Raw genomic sequence first — 25,296 nt, 5'->3', positions numbered from 1 at the left:
GCCCACCGGAGGGACCGGGTGGCTCAGTCGCAGGTGCCACGGTCCGTGGCCCTGTCGAGGCGAGCGCCGGCGACAGGACCACGGGCCGGATCAGGCGAAGAGCGCCTCGAGCGGGACGAGGTCGACGGCGCCGACGGCGTACCGGGCGAGGATCACCCGGGCGACCTCGACGTCGACGCCCAGCGGCTCGGCGACCGCGACGGCGCCCGCCTCGTACGCGAGCTCGGTCACCCGGTCGGGCAGGACGCCCGGCGCGAGGAAGAGCTGCCCCACGGCGATGTGGCGGCGTCCGTCGGCGCGGTGCTGACGGACGGCCTCGCCGGCGGCCGGCGGGACGCTCGACGCGAACGCGGCGATCGTCGGCAGCTTGTGGTGCGAGCCCCACGCGCGGGCCGCCCGGGAGATCGCGGCGTTGGCGATCGGGTCGGACGAGCCCGCGCCGGCCAGGACCAGCGCGTCGAGCTCACGCACCCGGTTCTTGGACAGCGCCTCACGCAGACGCTTGTCGAGCACGTGGAAGAACGCTGCCTCGATGCCGAGGACGTTGGTCGCGTGCACCTTGATGCCGTCGTGGCGGGCCAGTGCGCCCGCGACCGCCTTGGGCACGTCCACGTTGGCGTGGAACGCGACGCTCAGCAGGAGCGGGACGACGACGATCTCCTGGTGGCCCTCGGCCACCAGCTGGTCGACGGCCTCGTCGAACGACGGGCCCACGTGGTCGAGGAACGCCGGCTGGACACGGAGGTCGGGCCGCATGCACGCGACCATCTCCGTGAGGGCTGTGATGGTCTGGGCAGAACGCGGATCGGTGCTGCCGTGCGCAAGAGCGATGAGTGCTGGTGCGGTCATGATGCTTGCCTCCTTCCAGATGGTGCTGCGGGTGGTGGTGCTGTGGTGGTCAGGTCGGTGGGGGACAGCTGGCCGATGAAGCCGAGCCGGAACGCCCTCAGGCAGGAGCGACACTCCCACTCACCGTGCGTCTCGCCGTGCGGCCGCAAGTTCTCGTCGGCGCAGTACGGGCAGTGGTACGGGATGCCTCTCATCAGCGCAGCACCTCCTCGTCGGCGCGGGCGACCCAGCGGGCGAACGACTCGTCGGCGTCCCGCTGCTCGAGGTACGTCCGCGAGAGCTTCTCCACGTAGTCCGGCAGGTGGTCGGCGGCGACCTTGTGGGCCCGCAGCTTGCGGCCGAAGCCGGCCTGGAGCCCGAGCGCTCCACCGAGGTGGACCTGGAAGCCCTCGACCGTGTTGCCGTCCGCGTCGTTGACGAGCATGCCCTTCAGCCCGATGTCGGCGGTCTGGATGCGTGCGCAGGAGTTGGGGCAGCCGTTGACGTTGACCGTGATGGCCGTGTCGAGCTCGGGGACGCGCTTCTCGAGCTCGTCGATGAGCACCCGCGCGGTGTCCTTGGTGTTGACGATCGCGAGCTTGCAGTACTCGATGCCGGTGCACGCCATCGTGTTGCGGCGCCACTGGGACGGCCGGGCGTGCAGGCCGATCGCGTCGAGCGCGGCGACCAGGCTCTCGACCCGGTCCTCGTCGACGTCCAGCACGACGAGCTTCTGCATCGGGGTGGTGCGGATGCGGGTGCTCCCGTGCGCCTCCACGACGTCTGCGAGCTGGTGGAGCAGCGTGCCGGAGATCCGGCCGACGGTGGCGGCCACGCCGACGTAGAACCTGCCGTCGGTCTGCGGGAAGACACCGACGTGGTCCGCCGGCGTCTCGGGCATGGCGGGGGCGTCGAGGTCGGCGAGCCGGCGGTCGAGGTACTCGGTCTCCAGCACCTCGCGGAACTTCTCGATGCCCCAGTCGGCCACCAGGAACTTGAGCCGGGCGCGGGTGCGCAGCCGGCGGTAGCCGTAGTCGCGGAAGATGCTGACGACGCCCTTCCAGACCTCGGGGACGTCCTCGAGGGAGACCCAGGCGCCCAGGCGCTCGGCGAGCATCGGGTTGGTCGACAGGCCGCCGCCCACCCAGACGTCGAAGCCCGGTCCGTGCTCGGGGTGGACGGCGCCGGTGAACGCGACGTCGTTGATCTGCGGGACCACGTCGTGGTCGGGGTGGCCGCTGATCGCGGTCTTGAACTTGCGCGGCAGGTTCGAGAAGTTCTTGTCGCCGATGAACGTGCTCTCGATCGCGTCGATCGCCGGCGTGCCGTCGATGATCTCGTCCGCGGAGATGCCGGCGACGGGGGAGCCCAGGATCACGCGGGGGCAGTCGCCGCACGCCTCCTGCGTGGACAGGCCGACCGACTCGAGGCGGTCCCAGATCGTCGGGACGTCGCGGACGTCGATCCAGTGGTACTGGATGTTCTGCCGGTCGGTGAGGTCGGCGGTGTCTTGCGCGAAGTCGACCGAGATGCCCGCGATCGTGCGGAGCTGGTCGAGGTCGAGCTGGCCGCCGTCGACGCGCACCCGCAGCATGAACCGGTCGGCGTCGAGCTCCTCGGGGGCGAGCGTCGCGGTCTTGCCGCCGTCGATGCCCTGTTTGCGCTGGGTGTAGAGGCCCCACCAGCGGAACCGGCCGCGCAGGTCACCGGGATCGATCGACTCGAAGCCGCCGTGCGCGTAGATGTTCTCGATGCGGGCGCGCACGTTCAGCGGGTTGTCGTCCTTCTTGGCCTGCTCGTTGGCGTTGAGCGGCTCGCGGTAGCCGAGCGCCCACTGGCCCTCACCGCGCTTGGGGCGCGGACGGCGAGCGGGGTTGGTGCCGGTGGCTGTAGCCATGAACTTCCCTTGGGGCAGGGCACACGGCGATCAGGACAGGCTCGTCACGGGTGGTCGCCGCGCGCCTGGATTGATTTCTGAGATCAGTGCAGAGGTCGCGCGTGGTCAGCGACACATCATGTTGCGGGCACGACCGAGGTCGACGTGGAGACGTCCCACGAGCCAGAGTGTCTGTGCCGAAAGCATGTCCTCAGTCTGGGAGCGGAACTGTGCTGCCGACAAGGACCCGTCTCGCATCATGGACCGCGCGTCCGAATGGTGGACGGAGCGACTGTGATGCCGCGGGAGCCGGGGCCGCGGTGTGTCCTGTGTCACTCGGCCGGAACGAGCAGCGAGACGGCGTACGCGCCCACTGCGGACGCCACGAGGGTCGCGCCGGCGGCCAGGAGTGCCGCGTCCCACGGGACGATCCCGGCGGTGGCCAGCCCGACGACCGCGGCCGGGTGGAACACCGCGATGAGGCCCAGCGGCAGGATCGCGCCGCCGAGGACGGCCGGCACGGCGGCGAGCGCCTCGGGTCCGCCGCCGTCGATGCTGAGCGTGGCCCAGGCCCCGACCAGGCCGACGAGGGCGGCGCCAACGCCGACCACCACGAGGTCGGGATCGGCGAACACGAGGGTGTCGCCCAGCCGGTCGTCCATCGCGAGGGCGATGAGCCCGCCCAGGACTCCGCCCACCGCGTGGGCCGCGACGGCCGGCAGGAGCGTCGACCAGGGGCGGCGTCCCACGACGGCGAGGGCCACGGCGGACGCCGGGTTGACCAGCCCGCCGCTGCCGCGCTCGTCGGTGGCGTGCAGCTGGGCGTACCAGGTGAGCAGGACCGCAACACCCGCGACGGCCGCGACGGCCAGGGCGGCGTCCGAGGCGCGCAGGGCGAACGCGGACACGACGGTGATGATCGCCGACATGAGGACGGCGATCGGGAGGGTTCGGCCCATCAAGACTCCAGGTGTGGGGTGGTGCGGGCGACGATGCCCGAGAGGTCGAGCCCGCGGGGGAGCGTGCCGAACGTCCCGCCCCAGTCCCCGCCCAGGCGGGAGGCGCAGAACGCGTCGGCGACGGCGGGATCTCCGTGCTGCAGCAGGACGGTGCCCTGCAGGACCGCGGCCATCTGCCCCGCGATGCGCCGGGCACGGGTCTCGATGTCGGACAGGTCGGCCAGCTCGGTCAGGACGGTCTCGGCCATCGCGTCGAGGTGTCGGTTCTCGCCCCGCACGGTCCCGACCTCGGTGATCCACGCGCCGAGGCTCTCGGGCTCGCGGCTGAGGGCACGGAGGACGTCGAGGGCGTTGACGTTGCCGCTGCCCTCCCAGATCGAGTTGAGCGGGGACTCGCGGAACAGCAGGGGCATGCCGGACTCCTCGACGTACCCGTTGCCGCCGAGGCACTCCAGCGCCTCGGCCACCATGAACGGGGTCCGCTTGCAGACCCAGAACTTCTCCAGGGCCAGGCCGATCCGTCGCAGCGCCTGCTCGTGGGCGTCGTGCGGCTTGTCGACGGCGGACGCCAGGCGCAACGCGACCATCGTGGCCGCCTCGCTCTCGACCGCGAGGTCGGCGAGGACGTTGACCATCGCCGGCTGGTCGGCGAGCGTCGCGCCGAAGGCGGACCGCTGGGACGCGTGCCACGCCGCCTCGGAGACGGCCTTGCGCATGATGCCGGCCGAGCCCAGGATGCAGTCCTGACGGGTCGCGGAGACCATCTCGATGATCGTGCGGATCCCGCGGCCCTCGTCACCGAGGCGGACGGCCCACGTGTCGGTGAACTCCAGCTCGCTGGAGGCGTTGGACCGGTTGCCGAGCTTGTCCTTGAGGCGGACGATCGACAACGCGTTGCGGGTGCCATCGGGCCGCACGCGGGGCACCACGAAGCAGGTGACGCCCTCGGGCGCCTGCGCGAGCACCAGGAACAGGTCGTTCATGGGCGCCGACGTGAACCACTTGTGGCCGGTCAGGAGGTACTCGCCGTGCGTGCTCGTCGGTCGCGCCTGGGTGGTGTTGGTGCGCAGGTCCGAGCCGCCCTGCTTCTCGGTCATCCCCATGCCGGCGAGCAGGCCGGCCTTCTGCTCGGGCGCGCGCAGTCCGAAGTCGTACGAGCGGGACGCCAGGCCGGTCGTCCACTGCTTCGCGAGGGCGTCGTCGACGCGGAGCGCGGGCACCACCGCGTACGTCATCGTGATGGGGCACATGTGGCCCTGCTCGACCTGCCCCCAGGTGAGGAATCCCGCTGCCCGCTGCAGGTGCGCGACGGGGCTCTGCGAGACCCACGGCTCGGCGGTCAGCCCGAAGCCGACGCCCTGCGTCATCAGCCAGTGCCACGAGGGGTGGAAGTCCACCTCGTCGACGCGGTTGCCGAACCGGTCGGTGGTGCGCAGCACCGGCTCGTTCTCGTTGGCCAGGTGCCAGTGCTCGCGGGCCTCCGCGGAGCCGGCGAGCGATCCCATCGGGGTGAGCGCCTCGACGATCTCGGGGGAGTCCTCGCCGCCGAACGCCGACACGGCGTCCATGAGGGCCCGGTCCCCGGTCGCGACGTTGTGTCCGACAAGTGGCGACGCCTGGTTCGACGGTGCGCGTTGGAGGGGATCCATGTCGCTACGGTAGAGCCATGGCGGTGGAACCGGTAGACCGACCGGGCATCCCCGAAGAGGTCAGAAGGCTCGTGGCCCGGACCGTCGGCACGTGCCTCAGGTACCGCGTCACCGGCCTCGCGGCCGAGGCGGCGTTCTTCGCGATCCTGTCGCTCCCGCCGCTGGTCTTCGGCCTCGCCGGCACGATCGGCTTCATCGCCGAGCGCTTCGACGTCGCGCAGGTCGACGTGCTCAAGGAGAGCATCATCGACCTGGCCTCCAAGGCCCTCACCGACAGCACGGTCGACAAGGTCATCGCGCCCACCCTCGACGAGGTGCTGGGCGGCGGACGCATCGACGTCATCTCGATCGGCTTCGTCCTGGCGCTGTGGTCGGGGTCGCGGGCGCTCAACGTCTTCCTCGACACGATCTCGATCATCTACGGCCTCGGCGGGCACCGCGGCATCATCAAGACCCGCGCGTTGTCCTTCTCGCTCTACATCGCGGCTCTCATGGTCGGCATCATCCTGGTGCCGCTCGTGCTGATCGGGCCGCAGCTCGCCGCGGACGCCCTGTCGGACCGGTGGTCGTTCCTGCGGGTGTTCTACTGGCCGGCGGTCGTGGTCCTCTCGGTCGGCTTCCTCACCACGCTGTACCACCTCGCGGTACCGGTGCGGAAGAAGTGGCGCGTGGGGATGCCGGGCGCGGTGTTCACGCTCGTGCTGTGGATCCTCGGCAGCTACTTCGTCCGCTGGGCGCTGGGATTCTCGACCGGCGGCATGTCGATCTACGGGCCGCTGGCGGCACCCATCGCGGTGCTCCTGTGGCTGTACGTCCTGTCGATCTCCGTGCTCATCGGCGCGGCCATCAACGCCGCCGTCGAGCAGGCCGTGGAGGACGCCCGCTGGGGCTGACCGGCACCCCCGGGCACCCGCTCAGTGGATCTCGAGCACGTAGTCCGCACGGTCCGAGACGTGCTGGGCCCAGTCGCGCACCGTCTCGTCGGACAGGTCGAGGTCGAGCTCGTCCAGCGAGCGCCGGACCTCGGGCACGACCTCGTCGAGCGGCATGCCCGAGAAGCTGATCCGCAGGGACTCGTCGGCCGCCTCGATCCTCTGCGCCAGGTCGGTGGGGGCGTCGTCGGTGGTCTTCACGGTCGTTCGCATGGTCCAGACCGTACGGCCGGCGGACCGGCTTCGCACGCCGGCCGCGAGCTGCTTGCCTGCGGCCGGGGTGGTAGGTGTTGGATCATGAGGTGCAGGCGAGCCACACCGGACGATGTGGACGCCCTGGTCAACTTCCCTGATGACGCGGGCGTCGTGGGTCCGCCCCGCGATCAGGTGCGTCAGGATTTCGAGGCCGGGCGTATGCGGCCGGAGTGGTCGTGGTTGCTCGAGGACGACGGACGTCTTGTGGGCCGCGCCCTCTGGTGGGGCCGCGGAGACTCCGTGCCCAGTGCTCTCGATGCCTTGGACGTTGTGCCGGAGCGTGCTGACCCCAGGTCGGCCGCGGTCGACATGCTGCGCGGCGGGCATGCTGACTTCGCGGCGTCAGGGAAGCCCGTGCTGCCCCCGTACACCGTCCGGCTGCCCGGAGGTTGGCGTCAGAACGAGCGGGCGACCCATGCGGCGACGTGGCGGTGTGAGGCGATGGCAGACGTCGGGGCGACCAGCTCGCTCGAGCGCCTGCAGTATCTCTGGACACCGGAGAGCTGGGTGCAGGCGACCAGCACCCGGCTGGAGTTCCGATCGGGCTCGGACGAGGAGTTCGTGGAGCTGTTCCGGGAGGCCGCTCGCGGCAGTCTGGACGTGGAGACCCGTCGGGCGCTGGAGACAATGGACGAGCTCGCCCAGGCCCGCGACGACTTCGAGTTCTATGCCGGCTGTCCGGGGGATCGCGACTGGTGGCGGGTGGCGCTCGGCGGTGACGGTGTGCCAGTGGGCTTCATCGTGCCGTCAGCGACGCCGTACCACCGCAACGTGGGCTACCTCGGCGTGCTGCCGAGCCACCGTGGACGGGGCCTCGTTGACGACCTGCTTGGCGAGGTGACGCGGTTCCACGCCGATGCAGGTGCCGATCTCATCACCGCAACGACGGACATCACGAACCTGCCGATGGCGGCGGCATTCGACCGAGCCGGTTACCTGGTCACCGAGACCCGGCTGGTGCTCGAGGCCCCACGCTGAGAAGTGAGGCGTGACCAGGCCCGCGATGGCCTGACGGTTGCGGGGGTAGCTGTGGGGGTGATCGACCCGAAACGCCCCATGGCTGTCCGCCCCAGAACGCAGAAAACCCCCGGTCTCCCGGGGGTTTTCTCAGTGTGGGCGATACTGGGTTTGAACCAGTGACCTCTTCCGTGTCAGGGAAGCGCGCTACCGCTGCGCCAATCGCCCAATGGGGTGAAGCTGTTCAGTTGTGACGTTCGAGGTGGGTACGGGATTTGAACCCGTGTAAACGGATTTGCAGTCCGTTGCCTCGCCTCTCGGCCAACCCACCGCTGGATGGGTATGGAGACCCTCTCCGAGCGGACAACGAGATTCGAACTCGCGACCCTCACCTTGGCAAGGTGATGCTCTACCACTGAGCTATGTCCGCACTTGGCCTCGCACCGGAGGCCGAGATGAAACATTAGCCGATGCCTCCCGCAGACCTCAAACCGGGGTCCCAGTAGCCTCGGGTCATGAGGACATGGTTCAACGGTCAGCTGCTGAAAACCCCTGACGCCCCAGTGATCAGCCCGCTCGATCATGGTGTGGTCGTCGGCGACGGAGTCTTCGAGACGGTGCAGATCAGCGGCAACCAGCCGTTCGCTCTGACGCGCCACCTCGACCGCCTCGTCAGGTCCGCGGAAGGACTCGGCATCGGTACGCCGGACGTGGGCGCGATCCGCGAGGGCATCGCGGCCACGATGGACGGCGAGGACATCGACTTCGGGCGCATCCGGGTGACGGTCACGTCAGGGCCCGGTCCGCTCGGCTCGCCCCGGGGCGACGCGGGCCTGACCTACGTGGTCATCTCCGAGCCGTGCAGCCGCCCTCCGGCCGTCTCCAGCATCGCGACGGTGCCGTGGCCGCGGAACGAGCGCGGCGCCGTCTCGGGGCTGAAGACCACGTCGTACGCCGAGAACGCGCTCATGGTCGAGCACGCGCTCGCCCGGGGCGCCTCCGAGGCGGTCATGGCGAACACGCAGGGCCAGCTCTGCGAGGGGACCGGCTCGAACATCTTCTACGTCGTGGGGGAGAGACTCATCACACCGACGCTGGCCGCCGGGCCGCTCGCGGGGGTGACCCGCGCCCTGGTGCTGCAGTGGTGCGCCGACGAGATCGACGTCGTGGAGCAGGACGCACCCATCGAGGTGCTGCAGACCGCGGACGAGGTGATCCTCGTCGGGACGACCCGCAACGTGCAGGCGATCTCCAAGGTCGACGACCGTGAGCTGCCCGCGCCGGGGCCGATCACCCAGCGGGCGCAGGCGATCTGGGCGCGCGAGGCGGCGCGCGGGATCGACCCGTAGGTCACCGGGTTCGAACCCCGAGGGGCGATAGGTTAGAGTTTCCGACGCACCCAACGGGCGATTGGCGCAGTGGTAGCGCGCTTCGTTCACACCGAAGAGGTCACTGGTTCGAACCCAGTATCGCCCACCGTGAAAACCCTCCCAAGCGGAGGGTTTTTCTGGTTCTGGCGACGGCGCAGGGGCGGAAGGTCGTCGGACATCTGTGTCCGGCTGGTTCGGCCGCGATGCGATCACGCACACCGGCGTCGCTTCGGCCAGGCTGCAGGTGGCCATGGATTGGCCCGGCGTTGCAGGATGAATTGGCCCGGAACCGGCGTGGCGCGGCGCGAGGTGTGCGACCATCTGTCATCAATGGAGCTCATCGGTCGCCGCGCTGAGTGCCGCCAGCTGGACGAGGTCCTGCACGCGGTACGCTCCGGGGCGGGTCGCGCGCTGGTGCTCCGTGGTTATACCGGTGTGGGCAAGTCAGCACTGATGGAGTACGCCGTCCGGCAGGCTGCGGGTTGCCGTGTGGTCCGTGTCGCCGGCTTCGAGTCCGAGAAGGAGCTGGCCTATGCCGGGTTGCAGCACTTGTGCACGCCGATCCTGGACCGGCTCGACCAGCTGCCGGACCCGCAGCGTGACGCCCTCAGCACCGCCTTCGGCCTGAGCGCCGGCCCGGTGCCGGACCAGATGCTGATCGGACTGGCCGTCCTGAGCCTGATGTCCCATGCCGCCGAAGGGCAGCCGCTGATCTGTGTGATCGACGACCTCCAGTGGCTCGATCGGGCGTCCGTGCGGGTGCTCTCGTTCGTGGCCCGACGACTGGCCGCCGAGTCGACCGCCATCTTCATGGCAACGCGCACCGATGATCCGCAGATCGCCAATCTGCCGACGATGGAGGTCGAGGGCCTGGGCCGTGCCGCTGCCGCGGCGTTGCTGGACACCGTCTGGACCGGACCGCTGGATGAGCGGGTTCGTCAGCGGATCATCGCCGAGACCCGTGGCAACCCGCTGGCGCTGATCGAGCTCCCCCACGATCTGATGGGTCATGAGCTGGCCGGGGGCTTCGGGATGCACAGCCCTGCGGGTCTCTCAGCACGCATCGAGGAGAGCTTCCTGCGCCGGGTGGAAGCCTTGCCCCACGACACCAGAAGGCTGTTGCTGATCGCCGCGGCCGAGCCGACCGGCGACCCGACGATCACGTGGCGCGCCGGCGCCCTGCTCGGCATCGACATCAAGGCTGCCGCACCTGCCGTTGCCGACGGGTTGGCCGAGTTCGGCGTCCAAGTGCGATTTCGACACTGCCTCGTGCGGTCGGCGACCTACCGGTCCGCGCCGCTGCAGGAGCTGCAGATGGTGCACCAGGCATTGGCGGACGTGACCGATGCGGAGCGTGACCCCGACCGACGTGCGTGGCATCGGGCCCAGGCGGCGCGGGGCCCCGACGAGTCTGTCGCCGCTGAGCTGGAGCGCTGCGCCGACCGGGCTCGGGCGCGGGGCGGCCTGGCAGCCGCAGCGGCGTTCCTCGAATACGCGACCATGTTGACGCTCGATCCGAACCTCCGGGTTGACCGGGCCCTGGCCGCAGCCGGCGCCAAGGTGGAAGCGGGGGCGTACGAGGCCGCGGCTGATCTGCTGGACGTCGTCGAGCAGAGCGCGAACACAGACCACCAGGCAGCCCGCGCGGAGCTCCTCCGGGCCCGCCTCGCGTACGTGGTGGGCCGAGGCAGCGACGCCCCGCCCTTGCTGCTCAAGGCGGCCCGGCGGCTCGCGCCCATCGACCCTGCCCTGTCTCGCGCGACACACCTGCACGCGCTCCAAGCGGCGATATCCGCCGGCCGACTCTCAATGGGCGGGGTCATGGAGGTGGCTGAGGCTGCGCGGAACCTGTCGTACCCTGCCGATCCGACCCTCACCGACCTGCTCCTCAAGGGCTTCTCGACGTACTGCACCGAGGGAATCGTGCCGGCACTCCCGATCCTGCGTCGTGCCGTCGCGGCCGCACGCGGCGACGTGCCGGAGCACGAGCGGAATCTGCTCTGGTTGGCCGGTATGGCCGCGCTCCCCATCTGGGATGGCGAGAGCTGGGATGTGCTGTCGGCGCGCCACGTCGAGCTCGCCCGCCGGGCGGGCGCGCTGGCCGAGCTGCCGCTGGCGCTCATCTCCCGCTCGATGATGCTCGTCTTCTCTGGGGAGCTGACCGCGGCAGGAGTCCTCCTTGACGAGCTGAAGACAGTCACCGAGGCAACGGGTCTCGCGCTCGGGCCCGAACCTGGGCTGGTCCTCGCGGCGTTCAGCGGGGATCAGGCTGAGGTCCGGGCGATCATCGAATCCACGACTGCTGACATCATGCTGCGTGGCGAAGGCATCTGGCTGAGCACCGCCGAGTTCTGCGAGGCATTGCTGAACAACGGCTCCGGCGACTACGCGGCCGCGCTCCCGCTGGCCGAGCGCGCGGCTGCCCAGGCCGACCTGTCCTCGTCGTCGAAGCGGGCGGAGGTCGAGCTCGTGGAGGCCGCTGTGCGGGCCGGCGAGACGAGTACGGCAGCCGAGATGTTCGCACGTCTGCAGGAGGAGACCAGCGCGAGCGGCACGGACTGGGCACTGGGCATCGAATCGCGGTCGCGCGCGCTGCTGAGCGAGGGGCCTCAGGCCGAGCGCCTCTACCTCAAGGCGATCGAACGGCTGGGCCGCACGCGGATGCGTGCCGATCTGGCGCGCGCCCACCTGTTGTACGGGGAGTGGCTGCGTAGGGAGCGTCGCCGCATCGACGCGCGTGCCCAGCTACGCATCGCGCACGACATGTTCGAGCTGATGGGGATGGCAGGGTTCGCCGCGCGTGCGCGGACCGAGCTGCTGGCCACGGGAGAGACGGTGACGAAGCGCACCACAGCCCCGTCCGGCCCGCAGCTCACGGCGCAGGAGGCCCAGGTCGCCCGACTGGCCAGTGAAGGTCTGACCAACGGTGAGGTCGGAGCCCGCCTGTTCATCAGCCCCAGGACGGTTCAGTATCACCTGAGCAAGGTGTTCACCAAGCTGGGAATCAGCTCCCGTGCCCAGCTTGCCGACGTCTTGTCGAGCCACGAGTCCTAGGCATGCGGCTGGGCTGCGTACGGCGTCCGCTCACGGCCGCGATCGGGCCGGGACGGTGATGCCGAAGAACTCGGCGATCACGGTGGCGGCGGAGATGTCCTGGTTGGTCCTGCCGAGGATGAACGGCGCCCTGCGCGGTCCCGGGATGGTGTGACCGGCGCCATGGACGGTGAGGAGGCGTACGGGAGGGTGCCCGGCTTCGCGGTAGTCCGTCTGCTCGACCCACGTCTTGCCAGACGCACCGTTGCGGCGCGGTAGTCGGCTGACCTGCGAGGCGCTCGAGATGCCGTTGCGTCGCGCGAAGTACTGGGCGGTCTCGGGCGCCGAGAGCGTCGAGCCTCCGACCTTGAAAAGACGTCGCGCCCATGCGGCCATGGCACCGCCTCGGTACGGGACCACGCGGTCCTGGGTTCCGTGCATCAACAGCACCGGAAGCGGCGTGTACTTGGGCGTTGCGGGGGGCAGCAGAAGATTGTCGGGCGCAGGCATCGGGGCGCTGAGCACTGCAGCCCCCGCGAGCAGGTCCGGGATCTCGTGCACCAGTCGAAGGACCATCTGGCCTCCGTTCGAGTACCCGACGGCGAAGACGTGGTCGGGGGCAATGCGATGGGTGGCAGTGAGCTGTCGGATGACAGCACGGGTGAACCCGACATCGTCCACGTCCTCGATGCGTGCGGGGAAGTAGCTCTCCTTGCGCGCGTCGTTCCAGTTGCCCTTGTGCCCGTCGAGGTAGGCGACCACCGCTTCGCCGTTCTCGGCGAGCGCGTCGAAGGAGTGTCCGGTGAACTTCCGGTGGGCCTCTGCGTCCTGCCTGGATCCGTGGAAGACCAGCACCAGATCTCGCGGCTGGGACGAGTCGCGGTTTGCGATCACCGTGTACGTCCTGGGTCGGCCGTCGACGTCAATGGTTGTGCGCATCGTCTTCTTCTCCTCATCTCGTCGCAGCACGTGTGGCTGCTCGATAGACGGTGGACATTGACACCCGTGTCAAGGTCCCGTTGTTGGTGCAGTACGTAGCGGAACGCACCATGTGAGCGAGCGCCGCGACGAGATCATCGGGCGGCCTCAGGGCGTCAGCTGTCGCCGCATCTCAGCTGAGTCGTGCAGGTTCGTCATCTGCACGAATCGGCCGTCCTGGACTTGGTAGATGGCGTACTCCACGATCCTGAACGAGGCGCCCGAGGGTCGGACGCCGAGCCACTCCGTGGTCGGGGTGCCGGTGTTGATCGCGCGCACGGCCAGCCTGTCGTGGTCAATGAGCAGCTCGTCCAGCTCCCAGTGGATGTCCGGGACGGCAGCGACGACTCCCTTGAGCGCTGAGACGACGTCGTCTCGGGTGCCGGCGTAGCCGCTCAGCAGGACTGTGTCGTTGATGAACTCCGTCAAATCGTCGAGCGCGTGGTCGTTGAGGGCCGTCGCGTAGCGCATGTACCAGTCCCGTAGGTCGTTGTCGTTCATGAGGATCCTTCTCGTTGAAAGGCGAACGTCGCCGCACTAGGAATTCGGCATCGGCTTGTTGCGGCGGTGCCGGGTCATGGTGGTCTGCGTCTTTCGTGACGGCCCTCGGCGCGCTCAGCGGGTGCCGCGGTCAGCGGCCTCGATGAGCTTGGTGACAGTGCCGGGGCGGCTCACCATGACCGCGTGCGATCCGTTGGACTCGACGGTGTGGGCGTGGGCCCGCTTGGCCATGTAACGCTGGAGCTCGGGGTTGAGGGCCTTGTCCTGCTTGGCCACCAGGTACCAGGACGGGATGGAGCGCCATGCTGCGGCCTGGATGGGCTGGTCGAAGCCGCTGTTGGCGACCGGACGCTGGGACGCGGCCATGTTCTTGGCAAGCGTGGACCTGACGTCGGCGGCGAAGAAGGCGGGGAACTTCGCGGGCTCGATGTAGAGCAGCGCGTCGTCCTGGCCGGCCGAGTTCTTGAACGGCACCTTCACCAGCGGCAGCTCGGGGTTCGGGTGCGCGACGGGGTGCAAGTTCACCTCGCCGACGCTCTCGCCCTTGTCGGGGGCGTAGGCGGTGACGTAGACGAGTCCCTTCACGTGGGAGTTGCCCGCGCCAGCGCCGCTGATGAGGGCTCCGCCGTAGGAGTGGCCGACCAGGATGACCGGTCCGTCGATCGTCTTCAGGAAGCTCTTGAGCGTCGCGACGTCGTAGGTGGGTCCCTGCAGGGGGTTGGCGAAGGCGATCACCGGATAGTTGTCCTTCCGCAGGCGCTCGATGGTGCCGTTCCAGCCCGATCCGTCTGCGAAGGCACCGTGCACCAGGACGATGGTGGGCTTCTTGGCGGACGTGGGCTTGGTCTTGACTTCCTTGACGACGCGGTTCGTCGCGGTGTCCGTGGTGCTGGCGTTCGCCGTGTTGATGCCGGCCACGATGGCCCCGATGGCGACGGCTCCTGCGGCGGCGAAAGCAAGGGATTGACGGGTTGTGCGCATGATTACTCCTCAAAGAAATGAACGTTCGGTGGCGTGTCAGAGGCCCGAAGGGCCCAGTACTGCGGGCGTGCTGGTGCGGGCTATCCCTCCCTTCCGTAGGTCTCCAGGAGGCGGAGCCAGATCTCGCTGACGGTGGGGTAGGCGGGGACGGCGTGCCAGAGTCGGTCGAGGGGGACTTCTCCGGCGATGGCGATCGCGGCGGCCTGGACCAGCTCCGCAACGTCGGGTCCGACGGCGGTGAAGCCGACGATGACGTTGCGGGCCTGGTCGACGACCATGCTGGCTCGTCCGTGGTATCCGTCCGCGTGCAGTGCTGCGCCGGCGACGGCGTCGAGGTCGTGCTCCACGGCGCGCACGTCCAGCCCTGCCTCGGTGGCGGCCCGGAGGGTGAGACCGACAGCGACCACCTCCGGATCGGAGAAGATCACCTGGGTCACTGCACGGTCGTCCGCTGTGACGGCGTGCCGGCCCCACGGTGAGAGATCGACCTGTGTGCCCTGCGCGCGAGCGACGATGAGGTCACCGACCGCGCGCGCCTGGTACTTGCCGTGGTGGGTGAGGAGCGCACGCCGGTTGACGTCGCCGGCTGCGTAGAGCCAGCCGCCCCCGACGGTCGATTCCGCGGCGTCGACGACGCGCAGGGAGTCGTCGACGTGGAGCCATTGACCGGGGGTGAGGCCGACGTGTTCCAGGCCGAGCTGGCTGGTGTTCGGCGTGCGGCCCGCCGCGACGAGGATCTCGTCGGACACGATCGTGGTGCCGTCCACGAGGGTCAGGTGGACCGTGCCGGACTCGTCGCGGTGCACCTCGGCGGGCTCGGACCGCGGGTGCAGCGCGACCCCGGACTCCTTGAGCGAGTCCATCACGTACTCGGCTGCGTAGGGCTCGACGGTCGGCAGGATGCCGTCCAGGGACACGAGCGTGACCTGTGCGCCGAGGGCTGTGTACGCGGTGGCCATCTCGGTCCCCACGACGCCGCCGCCGATGATGGCGAGCCGTTCGGGGACGGTGTGCGCGGAGGCGGCCTCGCGGCTGGTCCATGGCCTGGCATCGATTAGCCCCGGGATCGCAGGGATGCGGGCGCTGCTGCCGGTGGCGACGACGACGGCGTGGCGCGCCTGGAGCGTGGTGACGACGTCGTCGACGTCGTCGACGCCGACGACGTCGACCGTTCGCTCGCCCCCGATGCGGCCCTGGCCGCGGAACAGGGTCACTCCTGCGCCCTCGAGCCAGTCGACCTGACCCGCATCGTCCCAGTTGGAGGCAAAGCCGTCGCGGCGGCGGAGCACCGCTGTGGCGTCCAGGTCGCCGGTGATGGCTTGGCGGGCGCCGGGCAGGGCGCGGGCGGCGCGGAGTGCGGCCGCGTCGCGGAGCAGTGCTTTGGTGGGCATGCAGGCCCAGTAGGAGCATTCCCCGCCCACGAGCTCGCGTTCCACGATCGCGGCCGTGAGGCCGCCGTGCAGGATCCGGTCGGCGACGTTCTCGCCGACGGGGCCGGCGCCGATGACGATGACGTCGAAGATGGTCTCGGACATCACTGTGCTCCCGTCGTGCGGCGCAGGCGCAGGGCCGAGATGAGGAAGAAGATGCCACCGAGGGCGGCGTACCCGCCGATCATGGCCAGCGACGGGTCATCGGCGGAGGCACCGGCGATGAAGCTGCCTCCGGCGAGGACGGAGATGCCGCCGGACAGGAAGATCGGGACCTGCCCGCCCAGTTGCCGGCGGGGGATCGCGACGATGAGCTGCACGATGCCGGCGGTGATGGCCCACACACCCCACACGCGCAGGACGTCGGGGATGCCGGAGCTGACGGCGACGGCGAGCGAGATGGCGGTGATGGAGCTCAGGGCGATGTTGACGTAGAGGCCCGGTGAAGGTCGGGTGGCCTTGGAGGCACGCACATCGACGATGGCCGCAGCCACGTCGAAGACGGGGTACAGAACCAGCAAGGTTCCGCTCGCGGCATTGATGTCCGAGCCGGTGGCGAGGATCAGGATCGCCCAGATGATGGCGAAGCCGAACCTGACGAAGTAGAGCTTCCGCAGCGCGGCAGCGATGCCGGTGGCGGAAATGGCGCTGGCGGTCATGAGATTCCTTCTGCGGTAGCGGTGGGGGTGTGGCTGTGGGAGGGGCGGGCTGCCTGCTTGATGAGGTCCGCGACCGCGTCGGGGCGGCTGACCATGACGGCGTGCGAGGCGTCGACCTCGGTGGTGTTCGCATCGGTGCGGCCCACCATGTGTCGTTGGAGGTCGTAGTTGATGGCCTGGTCCTGCCGCGTGATCAGCGCCCAGGACGGGACGGACCGGAAGGCCTCGTTGACGCTGGGCTCGGAGACGGCCTTGACGTTGGCGGGTCGCTGCGCCACTGCGAGGTTGTCGGCAATGGCCTGGGAGAGGTCGCCGGCGAACGCGGTGCGGAAACCGGCCTCCTCGATGCTGACCTCGACGCCGTCAGGCACCTCCACGGGAACGAGAGGCAAGGCCGGCGTGGACTGCGCTGCAAGTTGCCCGACGGTCTCACCGATGAGCGGGATGAATGCGGCGATGAAGACCAGCGATCGGATGTCGAACGCCGATGCGTCGATGTTGCTGATCACGGCGCCTCCGTAGGAATGACCCACGAGGACGATCGGGCCGTCGATGGCGGCCAGGTAGCTGGAGAGGTAGGCCGTGTCGGCGACGACTCCCTGCAGGGGATTGGCGATGGATCTGATGGCGAAGCCATCGGCGCGGAGCCGCTCGACCACGGCCGACCAGCTCGAGGAGTCAGCCCAGGCTCCGTGCACCAGCACGATCGTGGGCGTGGTGTGATCCGCAGCAGACGTCCCGCTGAGGGAGGTCGAGTCGTCAATGATCGTCATGACGGGGGTGGGGGAGATGTGCACGGTGCTTTTTCCTTTTCTCGTGGGTGTGATCATCAGGCGCCGATTGCGACCAGATGGAGTTGGTGGCGTGGTCCTTGGGGTAGCCGTAGATGGGCATGCAGGCGGTCGACCGGCAGGCCGGGTCGCCAGAGCCGGTCGCGTCCACGAGCCGCCAGATCGCGGGGGACATGCCGTTCGTGGGATCTCCCCGAGTGGTGGGTGGGACTCGGGGATGTCGCCGGACAACGGCCGTCGGCCATGGCGCAGTAGGTCTGCGATGGTTCGGCGACCGAGCTGGCGTGGACGCCCTCGACGCCCCCCATCGGTACGACGCCGGGCTTGTCAGCGGTCTGGAGCATGAACGGCGGGACTGCCGGGAGGAGCGACAGGCGGACGACCCGCTCGGAGCCGTGGCGGCCGAGGTGGCGGATCGCCCTGGCGCCGCCGGTCGAGAAGCCGGTCAGCGTCACGTCGCGCAGGTGGAGGGTCTCGAGCAGGCAGGCGAGGTCGTCGGCGTAGGTGCCTTGGTAGTTGCCCCGCCAGGTCCGGGTGGAGCGACCGTGTCCGCACCGGTCGTGGGTGACGGCGCGGTAGCCCTTCTCGACGATGAACAGCTGCTGGATCTCCCAGCTGTCGGAGTCCAGCAGCCAACCGTGGGACAGAACGACCGGACGTCCCTCGACCCAGTGCTTGGAGCTGATCCGGGTCTCGTGGGGGCTCGTGACGTGGCACATGGTTCCTCCCTGCGTGGTGGTCGGATGTGGTTCCTTCGACCATCGCGGCTGGGCAGGTGCCGCCGCATCGGCCACTGGCCAGTCAGCGTGGCCAGCTGCTGGACGCGGGTGGCTGGGCAGTCGCTGCCCGACGGCGATGCTCATGGCCGGACCGCCGGGCGGCGGGTGAGCGCGGCACCGTCACGCCAGTGCGGACCGCGACGATCGCTCAGCAGGCGATCGAGCTCGTACCAGGCTTCCGCCGCATTCTGCGGACGGTGGGCGGGCGCCTTGGAGACCAGCCAGCTCACCCACTCGGACATCTCGTGGCTCACCCCTGGCACGAGATCGCACACGGGCGGGACCCGCTCGTGGATCTGCCGCTCGACCACCTCGACGGGGTCGGTGATGTCGGCGAACGGCGATCGACCGGCAAGGAGCTCGAATGCTGTGATGCCGACGGCGTACAGATCGGTCCACGGGCCGAGCCACCCCGGCAGCACCTGCTCGGGCGCCAGGTAGTGCGGCGTGCCCGCCGGAGACTGGACGGTGTTCTGGGCGGATACGACGTCCTGTGCCTCGAGCGCTTGAGCAATGCCGAAGTCTGCGATCTTGACGGTGCCGTCGTGGCTGATCAACAGATTCGACGGCTTGATGTCGAGATGGACCACGCCCCGACCTCCCAGGTGCGCGAGGCCGGCCAGGATGTCCGCCAGCACAGCACCGGCTTGGTCCTCGCGCAGGCCACGCTGGATGCACGACCGGAGCGTCCCTCCCGAGGCACGCTCCATCACGATCGCCAGCACTCCGTCCTGGTCGACCAGGTCGTGGACCGCCACGACGTTCGCGTGATCGAGCGAACCGAGAATGCGCGCCTCCTCGCGGAAGAGCGCGGCACCGAGCACCGGGCTCCCCGTGCGAACGTGCAGCTCCTTGAAGGCCGCACCACGGCCGAGCCCGAGGTGACGGGCCGCGGAGACGATCGACGTCACGCCCCGCCCGATCTCCCTGCCGATCGCGTAGGGACCGACCCGGCGCGGCTCGGGCGACCCCGTGCGCGCCGCTCGGTGTGCGTCCGGATCGCCCGAGGGTGGGCGGGTCTTCGCGAGGTCCGTGTCGGGTGGGGCCACGACGCTCATCGTGAGGTCCTTCGTTGGGCCGGGCCGCCTGGAAGCCGGTCCGAAAGGGGTGGGGCAGCAACCATCACTCGCGCCACGTCGTCGTCGCATCAGTCATTGGCCAGTCGGAGTGACTGGCCAATGGCCGGCTTCTGTCAGGGCATTGCATCGAGCGACTGGTTCGTCGAGGAGCTGCAACGGCGCATCCTTGGGCGCTCAGCACTCTCGCCGACCTCGGCAGCGTCACCGCGGAGATCGCCCGCGCGCACGAGGCAACCCCGTCTCAGGTTGCTCTTTCCAGGCTCCTGAAGCGATCCCCTCGGATGCTGCCGATCCCCCGGCACCTCCCGGGCTGCCCACCTGGAGGACCACCTCCGGGGCCTCTCGATCGACCTCACCCAGGACGAGCTCGACCACCTCGCCGACTCAGGTCGTGCACAGGATTGCGCCGACGGCGGGAGCCGAGCCGTCGATGTGGCGGTGGGCCACAGCAGCTTCCTGACGTGCCGATCGAATCCGGTCGTAACAGGCAGAAGCACTGCCACCCGTCCACCCGTCGAAACGTCCGTCCGGCTGTCTGGACCGTCCCGGGTCGCATGGGAGCCTCGCGTCGTTCATCGTCAGCGGTCGACTCCTGACTCAGCGATTGACCACCGGGGATGCAGGCCAGGTGTCCATCGCTCGTGTCTCACCCGCGTTCGCGCGGGGCGCGAGACCCAAGACGTCTGTCGTGAACTCAGGCGGCGACGGGCGGGAGGGACTTGAGATCCGCGAGGCTGTCGGACAGCGTCTTGCTGCCCAACGTCGCGACGACCGTGTCCTCGATCTCATCGGTGAGCGACTCGAAGTATCGGCAGGCGTTCGTGGTGACGTCGTCCACATGCGGCATCTCGTCTCGCTGGTCCCAGATCCGCTTGTCCGCGACCGCGGCGCGATAGATCTCACGCAGTGTGATGTCCGATGCTGGTCGGGCGAGTCCCAGGCCGCCGCTGCGGCCTCTGACGGACGTCAGCAGTCCGTCGCGCACGAGGGGCGCGACCAGTGAGCGAACGAAGCTCGGGTTGTTGTCCAGCTTCGTCGCAAGCTCGGTCGAGCTGACCGTTGCTCTGCCTGCTTCTGCGGCGTCGGCGATCAGCATCATGGCGAAAAGCGTTGTCGGAAACCTCAGATCAATCATGCGACCGCCTCTTTCCTGTGACCGAGAATACGCAATTTCAATTCTTGCATTTCGCCAACTAAATATGTACGTTCGATTCATGCAGATTACCACGACACGCACCGGTTCCACCGATACCGAGCATCTTCTCAGCCCCGTCAGGGTCGGCGCGCTTGAGCTTCCCAACCGCGTCTTGATGGCACCGATGACCCGCAAACGCGCTGACGAAGACAATGTCCCGATCCCGGCGGTGGCGGAGTACTACGCGCAGCGCGCGACGGCCGGGTTGATCATCACTGAGGCCGCAGCAGCGACTCCGTTCGGTGCTGGATACGGCCCCATGGTCGGGTTCTTCACCACGTCGCAGGGGGCCGCGTGGCGGGAAGTTGTGGATGCTGTCCACGCCGCGGGTGGTCGTATCGCGCTGCAGCTGTGGCACGTGGTGCGTGCGCGCACCGAGGAGGACGGAGCCGGCAAGGGACCGAACTGGGTCATCACCGACGAGCTGCGTCCTGAGCAGCTCACAGAAGATGAGATCCTGGCCGTGCCGAGGGACTTCGGCGCAGCAGCCCGGCGAGCCCGCGAGCTGGGATTCGACGCCGTCGAGCTGCACGCCGGCAGCGGCAACCTGATGGACCGCTTCCTGCGCTCCTCGACCAACCGGCGGACCGACGGCTACGGAGCCACGGCAGCGGGGCGAGCACGCCTTCTGCTCGAGTCGATCGAGGCCATAGCCGCCGAGATCGGGAGCGACCGGACGGGGGTCAAGCTCTCCCCGATCTGGCCAGTGGACGGTCGGCCCGATCCGAGCGGGCGCGAGGCATTCGCGTACATCTTCGGTCGTCTCACCGACATCGATCTGGCCTATGTGCACGTCAACAGGGTCACGGATGCGGATCGCACCATGGGCGCAGACGAAAGCATCACTGTGGAATGGATGCGTGAGCACTATGCCGGCACCCTGCTCGCAGCTGGCGCTTTCACTCGCGAGGACGGGGAGCGAGCCGTCGCCAGTGGAGTGGTCGACGCGGTCGTCTACGGCCGCCCGTTCGCGGCCAACCCCGATCTGCCTGCTCGCTTCGCCGCCAACGCACCGCTCAACGGAACACGGCGGGAGACGTTCTACACCAACGGGCCGGAGGGGCTCATCGACTACCCGACGCTGTGACCCGACCGGTGGGCGCCTGTTGCGTCGTGTCCCCGGCCCCGCCGCGGGTCCAGCGTCCACGCCGCCGAGGACTTCGTCCCCTGCCTCCTGTGGTGTCCGCGGAGGGACCGTGGAGGTCTGCCCGCATCTCGTGCAGGCCGGGGGGCCGCGACTCGCTTCCCGACTCCTCAGCGTCAGGAAGTCCGTCATGACACGATCCCGGTTCACTCGTCATGGTCTCGTCGTGGTCGCCTGCAGCGTCCTGGTCCTGGGCGTGGCCGCCTGTGACTCCTCGGGCGGCAGCGACTCCGGCTCCGGGTCCGGCAAGGCGTCCTCGACGCCCAGCCGGACGGGCCCGGACGACGCGCAGCCACCGCCGACCAGCGCCGACGCCACCGAGCTGGCAGCCCAGGTCAGGAGCAAGTTCACCCAGGAGACCTACCGGGACTCGAGCAGCGGCAAGACGCTGCCGTACAACATCTTCCTTCCCGAGGGCTACAGCTCCTCGAAGGAGTACCCGGTGGTGCTGTTCATCGGGGACTCGAGCCTGGTCGGGCAGGACGTGACGGCGCCGTTGTCGCAGTACGGCGCCCTCGTCTGGGCCAGCGACCGGGACCAGCAGGAGCACGAGAGCATCGTGCTGGTGCCGGAGTACCCCAGCGTCATCATCGACGACCGTGACGGCTACTCGACGACCGAGTACGTCGAGATGACCGCCCGGTTCCTGCAGTCGATCGAGGACAAGTACAGCGTCGACGAGAACAGCATCTACGGGACGGGCCAGTCGATGGGATGCATGACGATCCTGTACCTGGCGGCGAAGGACCCCGACCTCTTCGCTGCCGAGCTCCTCGTGTCGGGACAGTGGGACAAGGGCCAGCTGAAGGGTCTGGTCTCGCAGAAGTTTTTCTACATCGCGGCCGGCGGTGACTCCCGGTCCGTCGCGGGGCAAAAGGACCTCGAGGCACTGATGAAGGACACCAGGACGCCCTACGGCACCGCCACGTTCGACGCGACCTGGTCCGAGCGCCGGCTGAACGAGGCGGCGGAGAAGCTGTTGGGCGACGGCGACTCAGCGAACTTCGCGACGTTCGAGACCGGTACCGTCCTCGAGGCCGGCGGGCACCAGTCGGACGGGCCCGGCCCCGGGGGCGGCGTGGCCGAGCACATGGCGTCCTTCGAGCCTGCCTACAAGATCCCCGCGGTCCGGGACTGGCTGTTCGAGCAGACGGACGACTGACCGAGACCTCGCGCGGGCTACAGCACATCTCGTCGGCGGAACCCGGCGAAGGCTGCCGTCAACAGGACCAGGGTCACCGCACACAGCCAGGCCAGGCCCGACCAGTCCGGAGAGGGACCGGTGACAGCGGGCACGTGGCGGAAGGGACTGATGTCGAGCGCCCAGTCCGGCAGCTTGAACGTCGGCCCGAGGATCGTGAGCCCGAACGACGCCACGACGCCCACCCAGCCGATCAGACGGACGCGGGGAGCGCCACCGACTGCTGCGAACGCGATGGCGACGAGCAGCCAGACCGCCGGGACGGTGGCGGCGGCCTGCTCGACGACGTCCCGGGCCGAGACGTCGTCCCGGGGCCCGGCGAGGCCCAGGGTGATCCCGGTGGTCACCATGGCGAGGGCGGAGCCGGCCAGGCCGACCACCAGGTTGCTCGCGAGGTAGACCTGCCGCCGCAGAGATCCTGCCAGCAGGGGCTCGACCCGCCCGGCGACCTCCTCGGCCCGGATCCGCAGCGCCACCTGGACGCCCAGGACCGCGGCGATGATGCCGGTCAGCTGCAGGATGGTCACGATGAAGCCGAGGGCCGCCGCCCGGTCTCCGGTCGCGCCGCGGGCGAGGGTATCGGCGATGGCGGGGTTGGCCGCGAGCACGTCACCGATCGAGGACGCCAGGTTGCCGAAGACCACGCCCAGCGCGGCGAACGCGACGAGCCAGGCGGCAAGCGCTCCGCGGTGCAGGCGCACGGCCAGTCCCCACGGGGACGTCACCCCTCGCCCCCGTGCGGGGCCGGGCCGGGTGGCGACGGCGCCCTGGCCGAAGTCGCGACGCTCCTGCAGCGCGAACGCCGCGGCGACGAGGAGGAGCGCCAGGGCCACCGCCGGCAGCAAGGGCCACGGACGGTTCTCGGTGGCCGGCCGGGTCGCCTCGAGCCATCCGAACGGGGTCGCCCAGTCGGTCCAGCGCGGGGCCCCGCTCGAGTCGAGATATCCGCGCAGGACGTACAGGACGCCGGCGGTCGCCACCCCCATGCTCGTCGCGGTGCGGGCATCGGAGGAGATCTGAGCGGTCACCGCGCCGACGCCGGTGAACATGAGTCCGGCGCAGGCGAACGTCGCGCACAGGATGCCCGTGGCTGCTGCGCCGCCCCCGCACGCCACGGTGATCAGGAACGAGACGATCCCGAGCGCCACCGACGCGGTCGCACCGAGCGTCACCGCCACGCCCAGGCGGGCCTGGCGACCCATGACGCCGGATGCGAGCAGCTCGGCCTGACCGGAGTCCTCGGCCGCGCGACTGTTGCGCACGACGACGAGAACCGCCATGAGGGCTGCGAAGAACGCGCCGAGGCCGCCGGCCCGCCAAGCGTTGAAGCCGTCCGCAGTCAGGAGGTCGCGGGCCGGACCGAAGATCAACGACAGGGCCGGGTTGCCGCCCAGCGCCTGCGCGAGCGCCGTGCGGTCCTCCCGGTCCGGGAAGATCCAGGCGTAGGCCAGCACCGACGAGGCCGAGAGCGCGGAGATGCCGGCGATCCACGGCACGACGGCGCGTGCGTCCTGGCGGGCGGAGACCTCGAGCAGCGGCCTCGCGCCGGCGAAGGCGCTCATCGCCCGGCTCGACCGGACGGCGCCGTCACGTACTGCTCGAGGAACAGCTGCTCGAGGGAGGGCGGGGTGACGGTCAGGCCGGTCACGTCGTACGGCAGCAGGGCCGCCATCGCGTCGCTGACACGGGGGGACGCGACGCTGCCGGTGAACCGCCCGTGGTGGATGGACGCCTCTCGGAAGACGCCCAGAGCCGAGAGATCGCCGGGAGGGCGACCGAGCGTCGCCGTCACCGCGACCGTGGTCTGCCCTCGCAGGTCCTCGAGCGTGCCGGTCTGCACGATCGTGCCGGCCCGGATGATGCTGACGCGGTCGGCGAGCGCCTCGACCTCGCTCATGATGTGGCTGGACAGCAGGATCGTCGTACCCGTCGCCTTGACCCGCGCGATCTCGTCCTGGAAGACCGCCTCCATGAGCGGGTCCAGGCCCGAGGTGGGCTCGTCCAGGATCAGGAGCTCGACGTCGGAGGAGAGGGCGGCCACGATGGCGACCTTCTGGCGGTTGCCCTTGGAGTACTGGCGGCCACGTTTGGTCGGGTCGAGCTCGAACCGCTCGACGAGCGCAGCCCGCCTGGTCTCGTCGAGACCTCCTCGTAGCCTGCCCAGCAGGTCGATGGCCTCGCCTCCGGACAGTGCCGGCCACAGCACGACGTCACCCGGGACGTAGGCGAGCCGGCGGTGCAGGTCCACGACGTCTCGCCACGGATCGCCTCCCAGCAGCTGCGCCGTGCCGCCGTTGGCCCGCAGCAGACCGAGCAGGACCCGGATGGTGGTCGACTTGCCGGCTCCGTTGGGTCCGAGGAATCCGTGGACCTCGCCGGGCCGCACCTCCAGGTCGAGGCCGTCCAGTGCCCGGAACGAGCCGAACGTCTTGACCAGCCCGCGCGTGCGCACGGCGGGCATGTCCTGCTCTGCTTCGGGAGGCATCGCCGTCGTCCCTCCCAGTGTCGTCCGCGGTCTTGCTCTGCACCCTGCCGTCGGGTGGTGGCCCTCGGCAGGGGCATCGGTCCCGGTTTCGCAGGGGGCTCCGCTCGCCGGACTGAGGGCCGGATCACAGGGAGTTCCCCGGCGGCCCCACAAGTTACGTGCCAGTATCTTTCTGGCTGCAACTTGTGGTTACACGAGGCGACGACACCACCCC

At 69.5% G+C, this 25,296-nt stretch carries 22 protein-coding genes and 4 tRNA genes; 7 read left to right on the top strand and 19 right to left on the bottom strand.

Annotated features, from left to right (window positions below; all coding sequences use genetic code 11):
• Positions 1-90 precede the first annotated feature (90 nt).
• The 4 genes from C3E78_RS10595 to C3E78_RS10575 all read right to left on the bottom strand — a co-directional run bounded on the left by C3E78_RS10595 (position 91) and on the right by C3E78_RS10575 (position 5,312).
• Entirely contained in the window at positions 91-849 is a 759-nt protein-coding gene (locus tag C3E78_RS10595; protein WP_108578254.1) for a sirohydrochlorin chelatase, read from the bottom strand.
• A 193-nt stretch (positions 850-1,042) separates the two neighbouring features.
• Positions 1,043-2,725 (bottom strand): nitrite/sulfite reductase, encoded by a 1,683-nt coding sequence (locus tag C3E78_RS10585; RefSeq protein ID WP_108578252.1) that lies wholly within the window; start codon positions 2,723-2,725, stop codon positions 1,043-1,045.
• Between the two features lie 311 nt (positions 2,726-3,036).
• Complete coding sequence (locus C3E78_RS10580) at positions 3,037-3,663, bottom strand: hypothetical protein (protein ID WP_108578251.1); 627 nt, start codon at positions 3,661-3,663, stop codon at positions 3,037-3,039.
• Positions 3,663-5,312: an acyl-CoA dehydrogenase family protein gene (locus C3E78_RS10575; protein ID WP_108578250.1), complete on the bottom strand. Its 1,650-nt coding sequence runs from the start codon at positions 5,310-5,312 to the stop codon at positions 3,663-3,665. The genes C3E78_RS10580 and C3E78_RS10575 overlap by 1 nt, the downstream gene beginning before the upstream one ends.
• A gap of 17 nt (positions 5,313-5,329) precedes the next feature.
• Between C3E78_RS10575 and C3E78_RS10570 the strand changes: the two genes are divergently transcribed.
• Positions 5,330-6,205, top strand: a complete 876-nt coding sequence (locus C3E78_RS10570; protein WP_108578249.1) for a YihY/virulence factor BrkB family protein — start codon at positions 5,330-5,332, stop codon at positions 6,203-6,205.
• 21 nt (positions 6,206-6,226) lie between these two features.
• On the opposite strand, the gene C3E78_RS10565 is transcribed toward C3E78_RS10570, so the two are convergent.
• A complete protein-coding gene (locus C3E78_RS10565) occupies positions 6,227-6,457 on the bottom strand; it encodes a hypothetical protein (protein WP_135804783.1) in 231 nt (76 codons plus the stop codon).
• A gap of 114 nt (positions 6,458-6,571) precedes the next feature.
• Here C3E78_RS10565 and C3E78_RS10560 point away from each other — a divergent pair, with 114 nt between their 5' ends.
• Complete coding sequence (locus C3E78_RS10560) at positions 6,572-7,477, top strand: GNAT family N-acetyltransferase (protein ID WP_199906798.1); 906 nt, start codon at positions 6,572-6,574, stop codon at positions 7,475-7,477.
• A 135-nt stretch (positions 7,478-7,612) separates the two neighbouring features.
• Here the strand turns inward: C3E78_RS10560 and C3E78_RS10555 are convergent.
• The 3 genes from C3E78_RS10555 to C3E78_RS10545 all read right to left on the bottom strand — a co-directional run bounded on the left by C3E78_RS10555 (position 7,613) and on the right by C3E78_RS10545 (position 7,886).
• Positions 7,613-7,684, bottom strand: a tRNA-Val gene (locus tag C3E78_RS10555).
• Positions 7,685-7,716: 32 nt separating this feature from the next.
• Positions 7,717-7,787 (bottom strand) — tRNA-Cys (locus tag C3E78_RS10550).
• Between the two features lie 27 nt (positions 7,788-7,814).
• A tRNA-Gly gene (locus C3E78_RS10545) sits at positions 7,815-7,886 on the bottom strand.
• An 85-nt stretch (positions 7,887-7,971) separates the two neighbouring features.
• Here C3E78_RS10545 and C3E78_RS10540 point away from each other — a divergent pair.
• The 3 genes from C3E78_RS10540 to C3E78_RS10530 all read left to right on the top strand — a co-directional run bounded on the left by C3E78_RS10540 (position 7,972) and on the right by C3E78_RS10530 (position 11,880).
• Positions 7,972-8,805, top strand: a complete 834-nt coding sequence (locus tag C3E78_RS10540) for an aminotransferase class IV (protein ID WP_108578246.1) — start codon at positions 7,972-7,974, stop codon at positions 8,803-8,805.
• A gap of 55 nt (positions 8,806-8,860) precedes the next feature.
• Positions 8,861-8,932 (top strand) — tRNA-Val (locus tag C3E78_RS10535).
• A gap of 224 nt (positions 8,933-9,156) precedes the next feature.
• Entirely contained in the window at positions 9,157-11,880 is a 2,724-nt protein-coding gene (locus C3E78_RS10530; RefSeq protein WP_108578245.1) for a helix-turn-helix transcriptional regulator, read from the top strand.
• A gap of 30 nt (positions 11,881-11,910) precedes the next feature.
• Here the strand turns inward: C3E78_RS10530 and C3E78_RS10525 are convergent, their stop codons facing one another.
• The 9 genes from C3E78_RS10525 to C3E78_RS10485 all read right to left on the bottom strand — a co-directional run bounded on the left by C3E78_RS10525 (position 11,911) and on the right by C3E78_RS10485 (position 20,192).
• Entirely contained in the window at positions 11,911-12,798 is an 888-nt protein-coding gene (locus C3E78_RS10525) for a CE1 family esterase (RefSeq protein WP_108580853.1), read from the bottom strand.
• A gap of 147 nt (positions 12,799-12,945) precedes the next feature.
• Positions 12,946-13,338, bottom strand: coding sequence for an ester cyclase (locus tag C3E78_RS10520; RefSeq protein WP_108578244.1), 393 nt, complete (start codon positions 13,336-13,338; stop codon positions 12,946-12,948).
• A gap of 114 nt (positions 13,339-13,452) precedes the next feature.
• A complete protein-coding gene (locus C3E78_RS10515) occupies positions 13,453-14,319 on the bottom strand; it encodes an alpha/beta fold hydrolase (RefSeq protein WP_108578243.1) in 867 nt (288 codons plus the stop codon).
• Between the two features lie 80 nt (positions 14,320-14,399).
• A complete protein-coding gene (locus C3E78_RS10510; RefSeq protein ID WP_108578242.1) occupies positions 14,400-15,854 on the bottom strand; it encodes a dihydrolipoyl dehydrogenase family protein in 1,455 nt (484 codons plus the stop codon).
• A complete protein-coding gene (locus tag C3E78_RS10505) occupies positions 15,854-16,408 on the bottom strand; it encodes a hypothetical protein (RefSeq protein WP_108578241.1) in 555 nt (184 codons plus the stop codon). The genes C3E78_RS10510 and C3E78_RS10505 overlap by 1 nt, the downstream gene beginning before the upstream one ends.
• On the bottom strand, positions 16,405-17,205 hold the full coding sequence (locus C3E78_RS10500; RefSeq protein ID WP_199906796.1) for an alpha/beta hydrolase: 801 nt from the start codon (positions 17,203-17,205) through the stop codon (positions 16,405-16,407). The genes C3E78_RS10505 and C3E78_RS10500 overlap by 4 nt, the downstream gene beginning before the upstream one ends.
• 32 nt (positions 17,206-17,237) lie before the next feature.
• Complete coding sequence (locus C3E78_RS10495) at positions 17,238-17,918, bottom strand: alpha/beta fold hydrolase (RefSeq protein ID WP_108578239.1); 681 nt, start codon at positions 17,916-17,918, stop codon at positions 17,238-17,240.
• A gap of 140 nt (positions 17,919-18,058) precedes the next feature.
• Positions 18,059-19,036, bottom strand: a complete 978-nt coding sequence (locus C3E78_RS10490) for a serine/threonine-protein kinase (RefSeq protein ID WP_159085867.1) — start codon at positions 19,034-19,036, stop codon at positions 18,059-18,061.
• A gap of 715 nt (positions 19,037-19,751) precedes the next feature.
• Positions 19,752-20,192: an RrF2 family transcriptional regulator gene (locus C3E78_RS10485; RefSeq protein ID WP_108578237.1), complete on the bottom strand. Its 441-nt coding sequence runs from the start codon at positions 20,190-20,192 to the stop codon at positions 19,752-19,754.
• 79 nt (positions 20,193-20,271) lie between these two features.
• Here C3E78_RS10485 and C3E78_RS10480 point away from each other — a divergent pair, with 79 nt between their 5' ends.
• Positions 20,272-21,339: an oxidoreductase gene (locus tag C3E78_RS10480; RefSeq protein WP_108578236.1), complete on the top strand. Its 1,068-nt coding sequence runs from the start codon at positions 20,272-20,274 to the stop codon at positions 21,337-21,339.
• Positions 21,340-21,526: 187 nt separating this feature from the next.
• The gene (locus C3E78_RS10475; protein ID WP_108578235.1) at positions 21,527-22,558 is read left to right on the top strand and encodes a carboxylesterase family protein; all 1,032 of its coding nucleotides are present in this window, start codon (positions 21,527-21,529) and stop codon (positions 22,556-22,558) included.
• Positions 22,559-22,575: 17 nt separating this feature from the next.
• Here the strand turns inward: C3E78_RS10475 and C3E78_RS10470 are convergent, their stop codons facing one another.
• Both C3E78_RS10470 and C3E78_RS10465 read right to left on the bottom strand, forming a co-directional pair.
• Positions 22,576-24,159, bottom strand: coding sequence for an ABC transporter permease (locus tag C3E78_RS10470; protein WP_108578234.1), 1,584 nt, complete (start codon positions 24,157-24,159; stop codon positions 22,576-22,578).
• Positions 24,156-25,082, bottom strand: a complete 927-nt coding sequence (locus C3E78_RS10465; RefSeq protein ID WP_279586393.1) for an ABC transporter ATP-binding protein — start codon at positions 25,080-25,082, stop codon at positions 24,156-24,158. Before C3E78_RS10465 ends, C3E78_RS10470 begins: the two co-directional genes overlap by 4 nt.
• Positions 25,083-25,296 lie beyond the last annotated feature (214 nt).

Origin of the sequence: Aeromicrobium chenweiae (assembly GCF_003065605.1) — a bacterium.
Classification (GTDB): domain Bacteria; phylum Actinomycetota; class Actinomycetes; order Propionibacteriales; family Nocardioidaceae; genus Aeromicrobium; species Aeromicrobium chenweiae.
The sequence above is the reverse complement of the archived record's forward strand: the minus strand, read 5'-3'. Positions and strand labels throughout refer to the sequence as shown.

What these genes read in the sequence shown, in the direction of transcription:
- C3E78_RS10490 (WP_159085867.1), bottom strand. Translation starts at nt 19,036, where the DNA reads ATGAGCGTCGTGGCCCCACCCGACACGGACCTCGCGAAGACCCGCCCA.
- C3E78_RS10510 (WP_108578242.1), bottom strand. Translation starts at nt 15,854, where the DNA reads ATGTCCGAGACCATCTTCGACGTCATCGTCATCGGCGCCGGCCCCGTC.
- C3E78_RS10480 (WP_108578236.1), top strand. Translation starts at nt 20,272, where the DNA reads ATGCAGATTACCACGACACGCACCGGTTCCACCGATACCGAGCATCTT.
- C3E78_RS10465 (WP_279586393.1), bottom strand. Translation starts at nt 25,082, where the DNA reads ATGCCTCCCGAAGCAGAGCAGGACATGCCCGCCGTGCGCACGCGCGGG.
- C3E78_RS10515 (WP_108578243.1), bottom strand. Translation starts at nt 14,319, where the DNA reads ATGCGCACAACCCGTCAATCCCTTGCTTTCGCCGCCGCAGGAGCCGTC.
- C3E78_RS10575 (WP_108578250.1), bottom strand. Translation starts at nt 5,312, where the DNA reads ATGGATCCCCTCCAACGCGCACCGTCGAACCAGGCGTCGCCACTTGTC.
- C3E78_RS10475 (WP_108578235.1), top strand. Translation starts at nt 21,527, where the DNA reads ATGACACGATCCCGGTTCACTCGTCATGGTCTCGTCGTGGTCGCCTGC.
- C3E78_RS10565 (WP_135804783.1), bottom strand. Translation starts at nt 6,457, where the DNA reads ATGCGAACGACCGTGAAGACCACCGACGACGCCCCCACCGACCTGGCG.
- C3E78_RS10585 (WP_108578252.1), bottom strand. Translation starts at nt 2,725, where the DNA reads ATGGCTACAGCCACCGGCACCAACCCCGCTCGCCGTCCGCGCCCCAAG.
- C3E78_RS10525 (WP_108580853.1), bottom strand. Translation starts at nt 12,798, where the DNA reads ATGCGCACAACCATTGACGTCGACGGCCGACCCAGGACGTACACGGTG.
- C3E78_RS10495 (WP_108578239.1), bottom strand. Translation starts at nt 17,918, where the DNA reads ATGTGCCACGTCACGAGCCCCCACGAGACCCGGATCAGCTCCAAGCAC.
- C3E78_RS10580 (WP_108578251.1), bottom strand. Translation starts at nt 3,663, where the DNA reads ATGGGCCGAACCCTCCCGATCGCCGTCCTCATGTCGGCGATCATCACC.
- C3E78_RS10505 (WP_108578241.1), bottom strand. Translation starts at nt 16,408, where the DNA reads ATGACCGCCAGCGCCATTTCCGCCACCGGCATCGCTGCCGCGCTGCGG.
- C3E78_RS10520 (WP_108578244.1), bottom strand. Translation starts at nt 13,338, where the DNA reads ATGAACGACAACGACCTACGGGACTGGTACATGCGCTACGCGACGGCC.
- C3E78_RS10540 (WP_108578246.1), top strand. Translation starts at nt 7,972, where the DNA reads ATGAGGACATGGTTCAACGGTCAGCTGCTGAAAACCCCTGACGCCCCA.
- C3E78_RS10470 (WP_108578234.1), bottom strand. Translation starts at nt 24,159, where the DNA reads ATGAGCGCCTTCGCCGGCGCGAGGCCGCTGCTCGAGGTCTCCGCCCGC.
- C3E78_RS10485 (WP_108578237.1), bottom strand. Translation starts at nt 20,192, where the DNA reads ATGATTGATCTGAGGTTTCCGACAACGCTTTTCGCCATGATGCTGATC.
- C3E78_RS10570 (WP_108578249.1), top strand. Translation starts at nt 5,330, where the DNA reads ATGGCGGTGGAACCGGTAGACCGACCGGGCATCCCCGAAGAGGTCAGA.
- C3E78_RS10530 (WP_108578245.1), top strand. Translation starts at nt 9,157, where the DNA reads ATGGAGCTCATCGGTCGCCGCGCTGAGTGCCGCCAGCTGGACGAGGTC.
- C3E78_RS10595 (WP_108578254.1), bottom strand. Translation starts at nt 849, where the DNA reads ATGACCGCACCAGCACTCATCGCTCTTGCGCACGGCAGCACCGATCCG.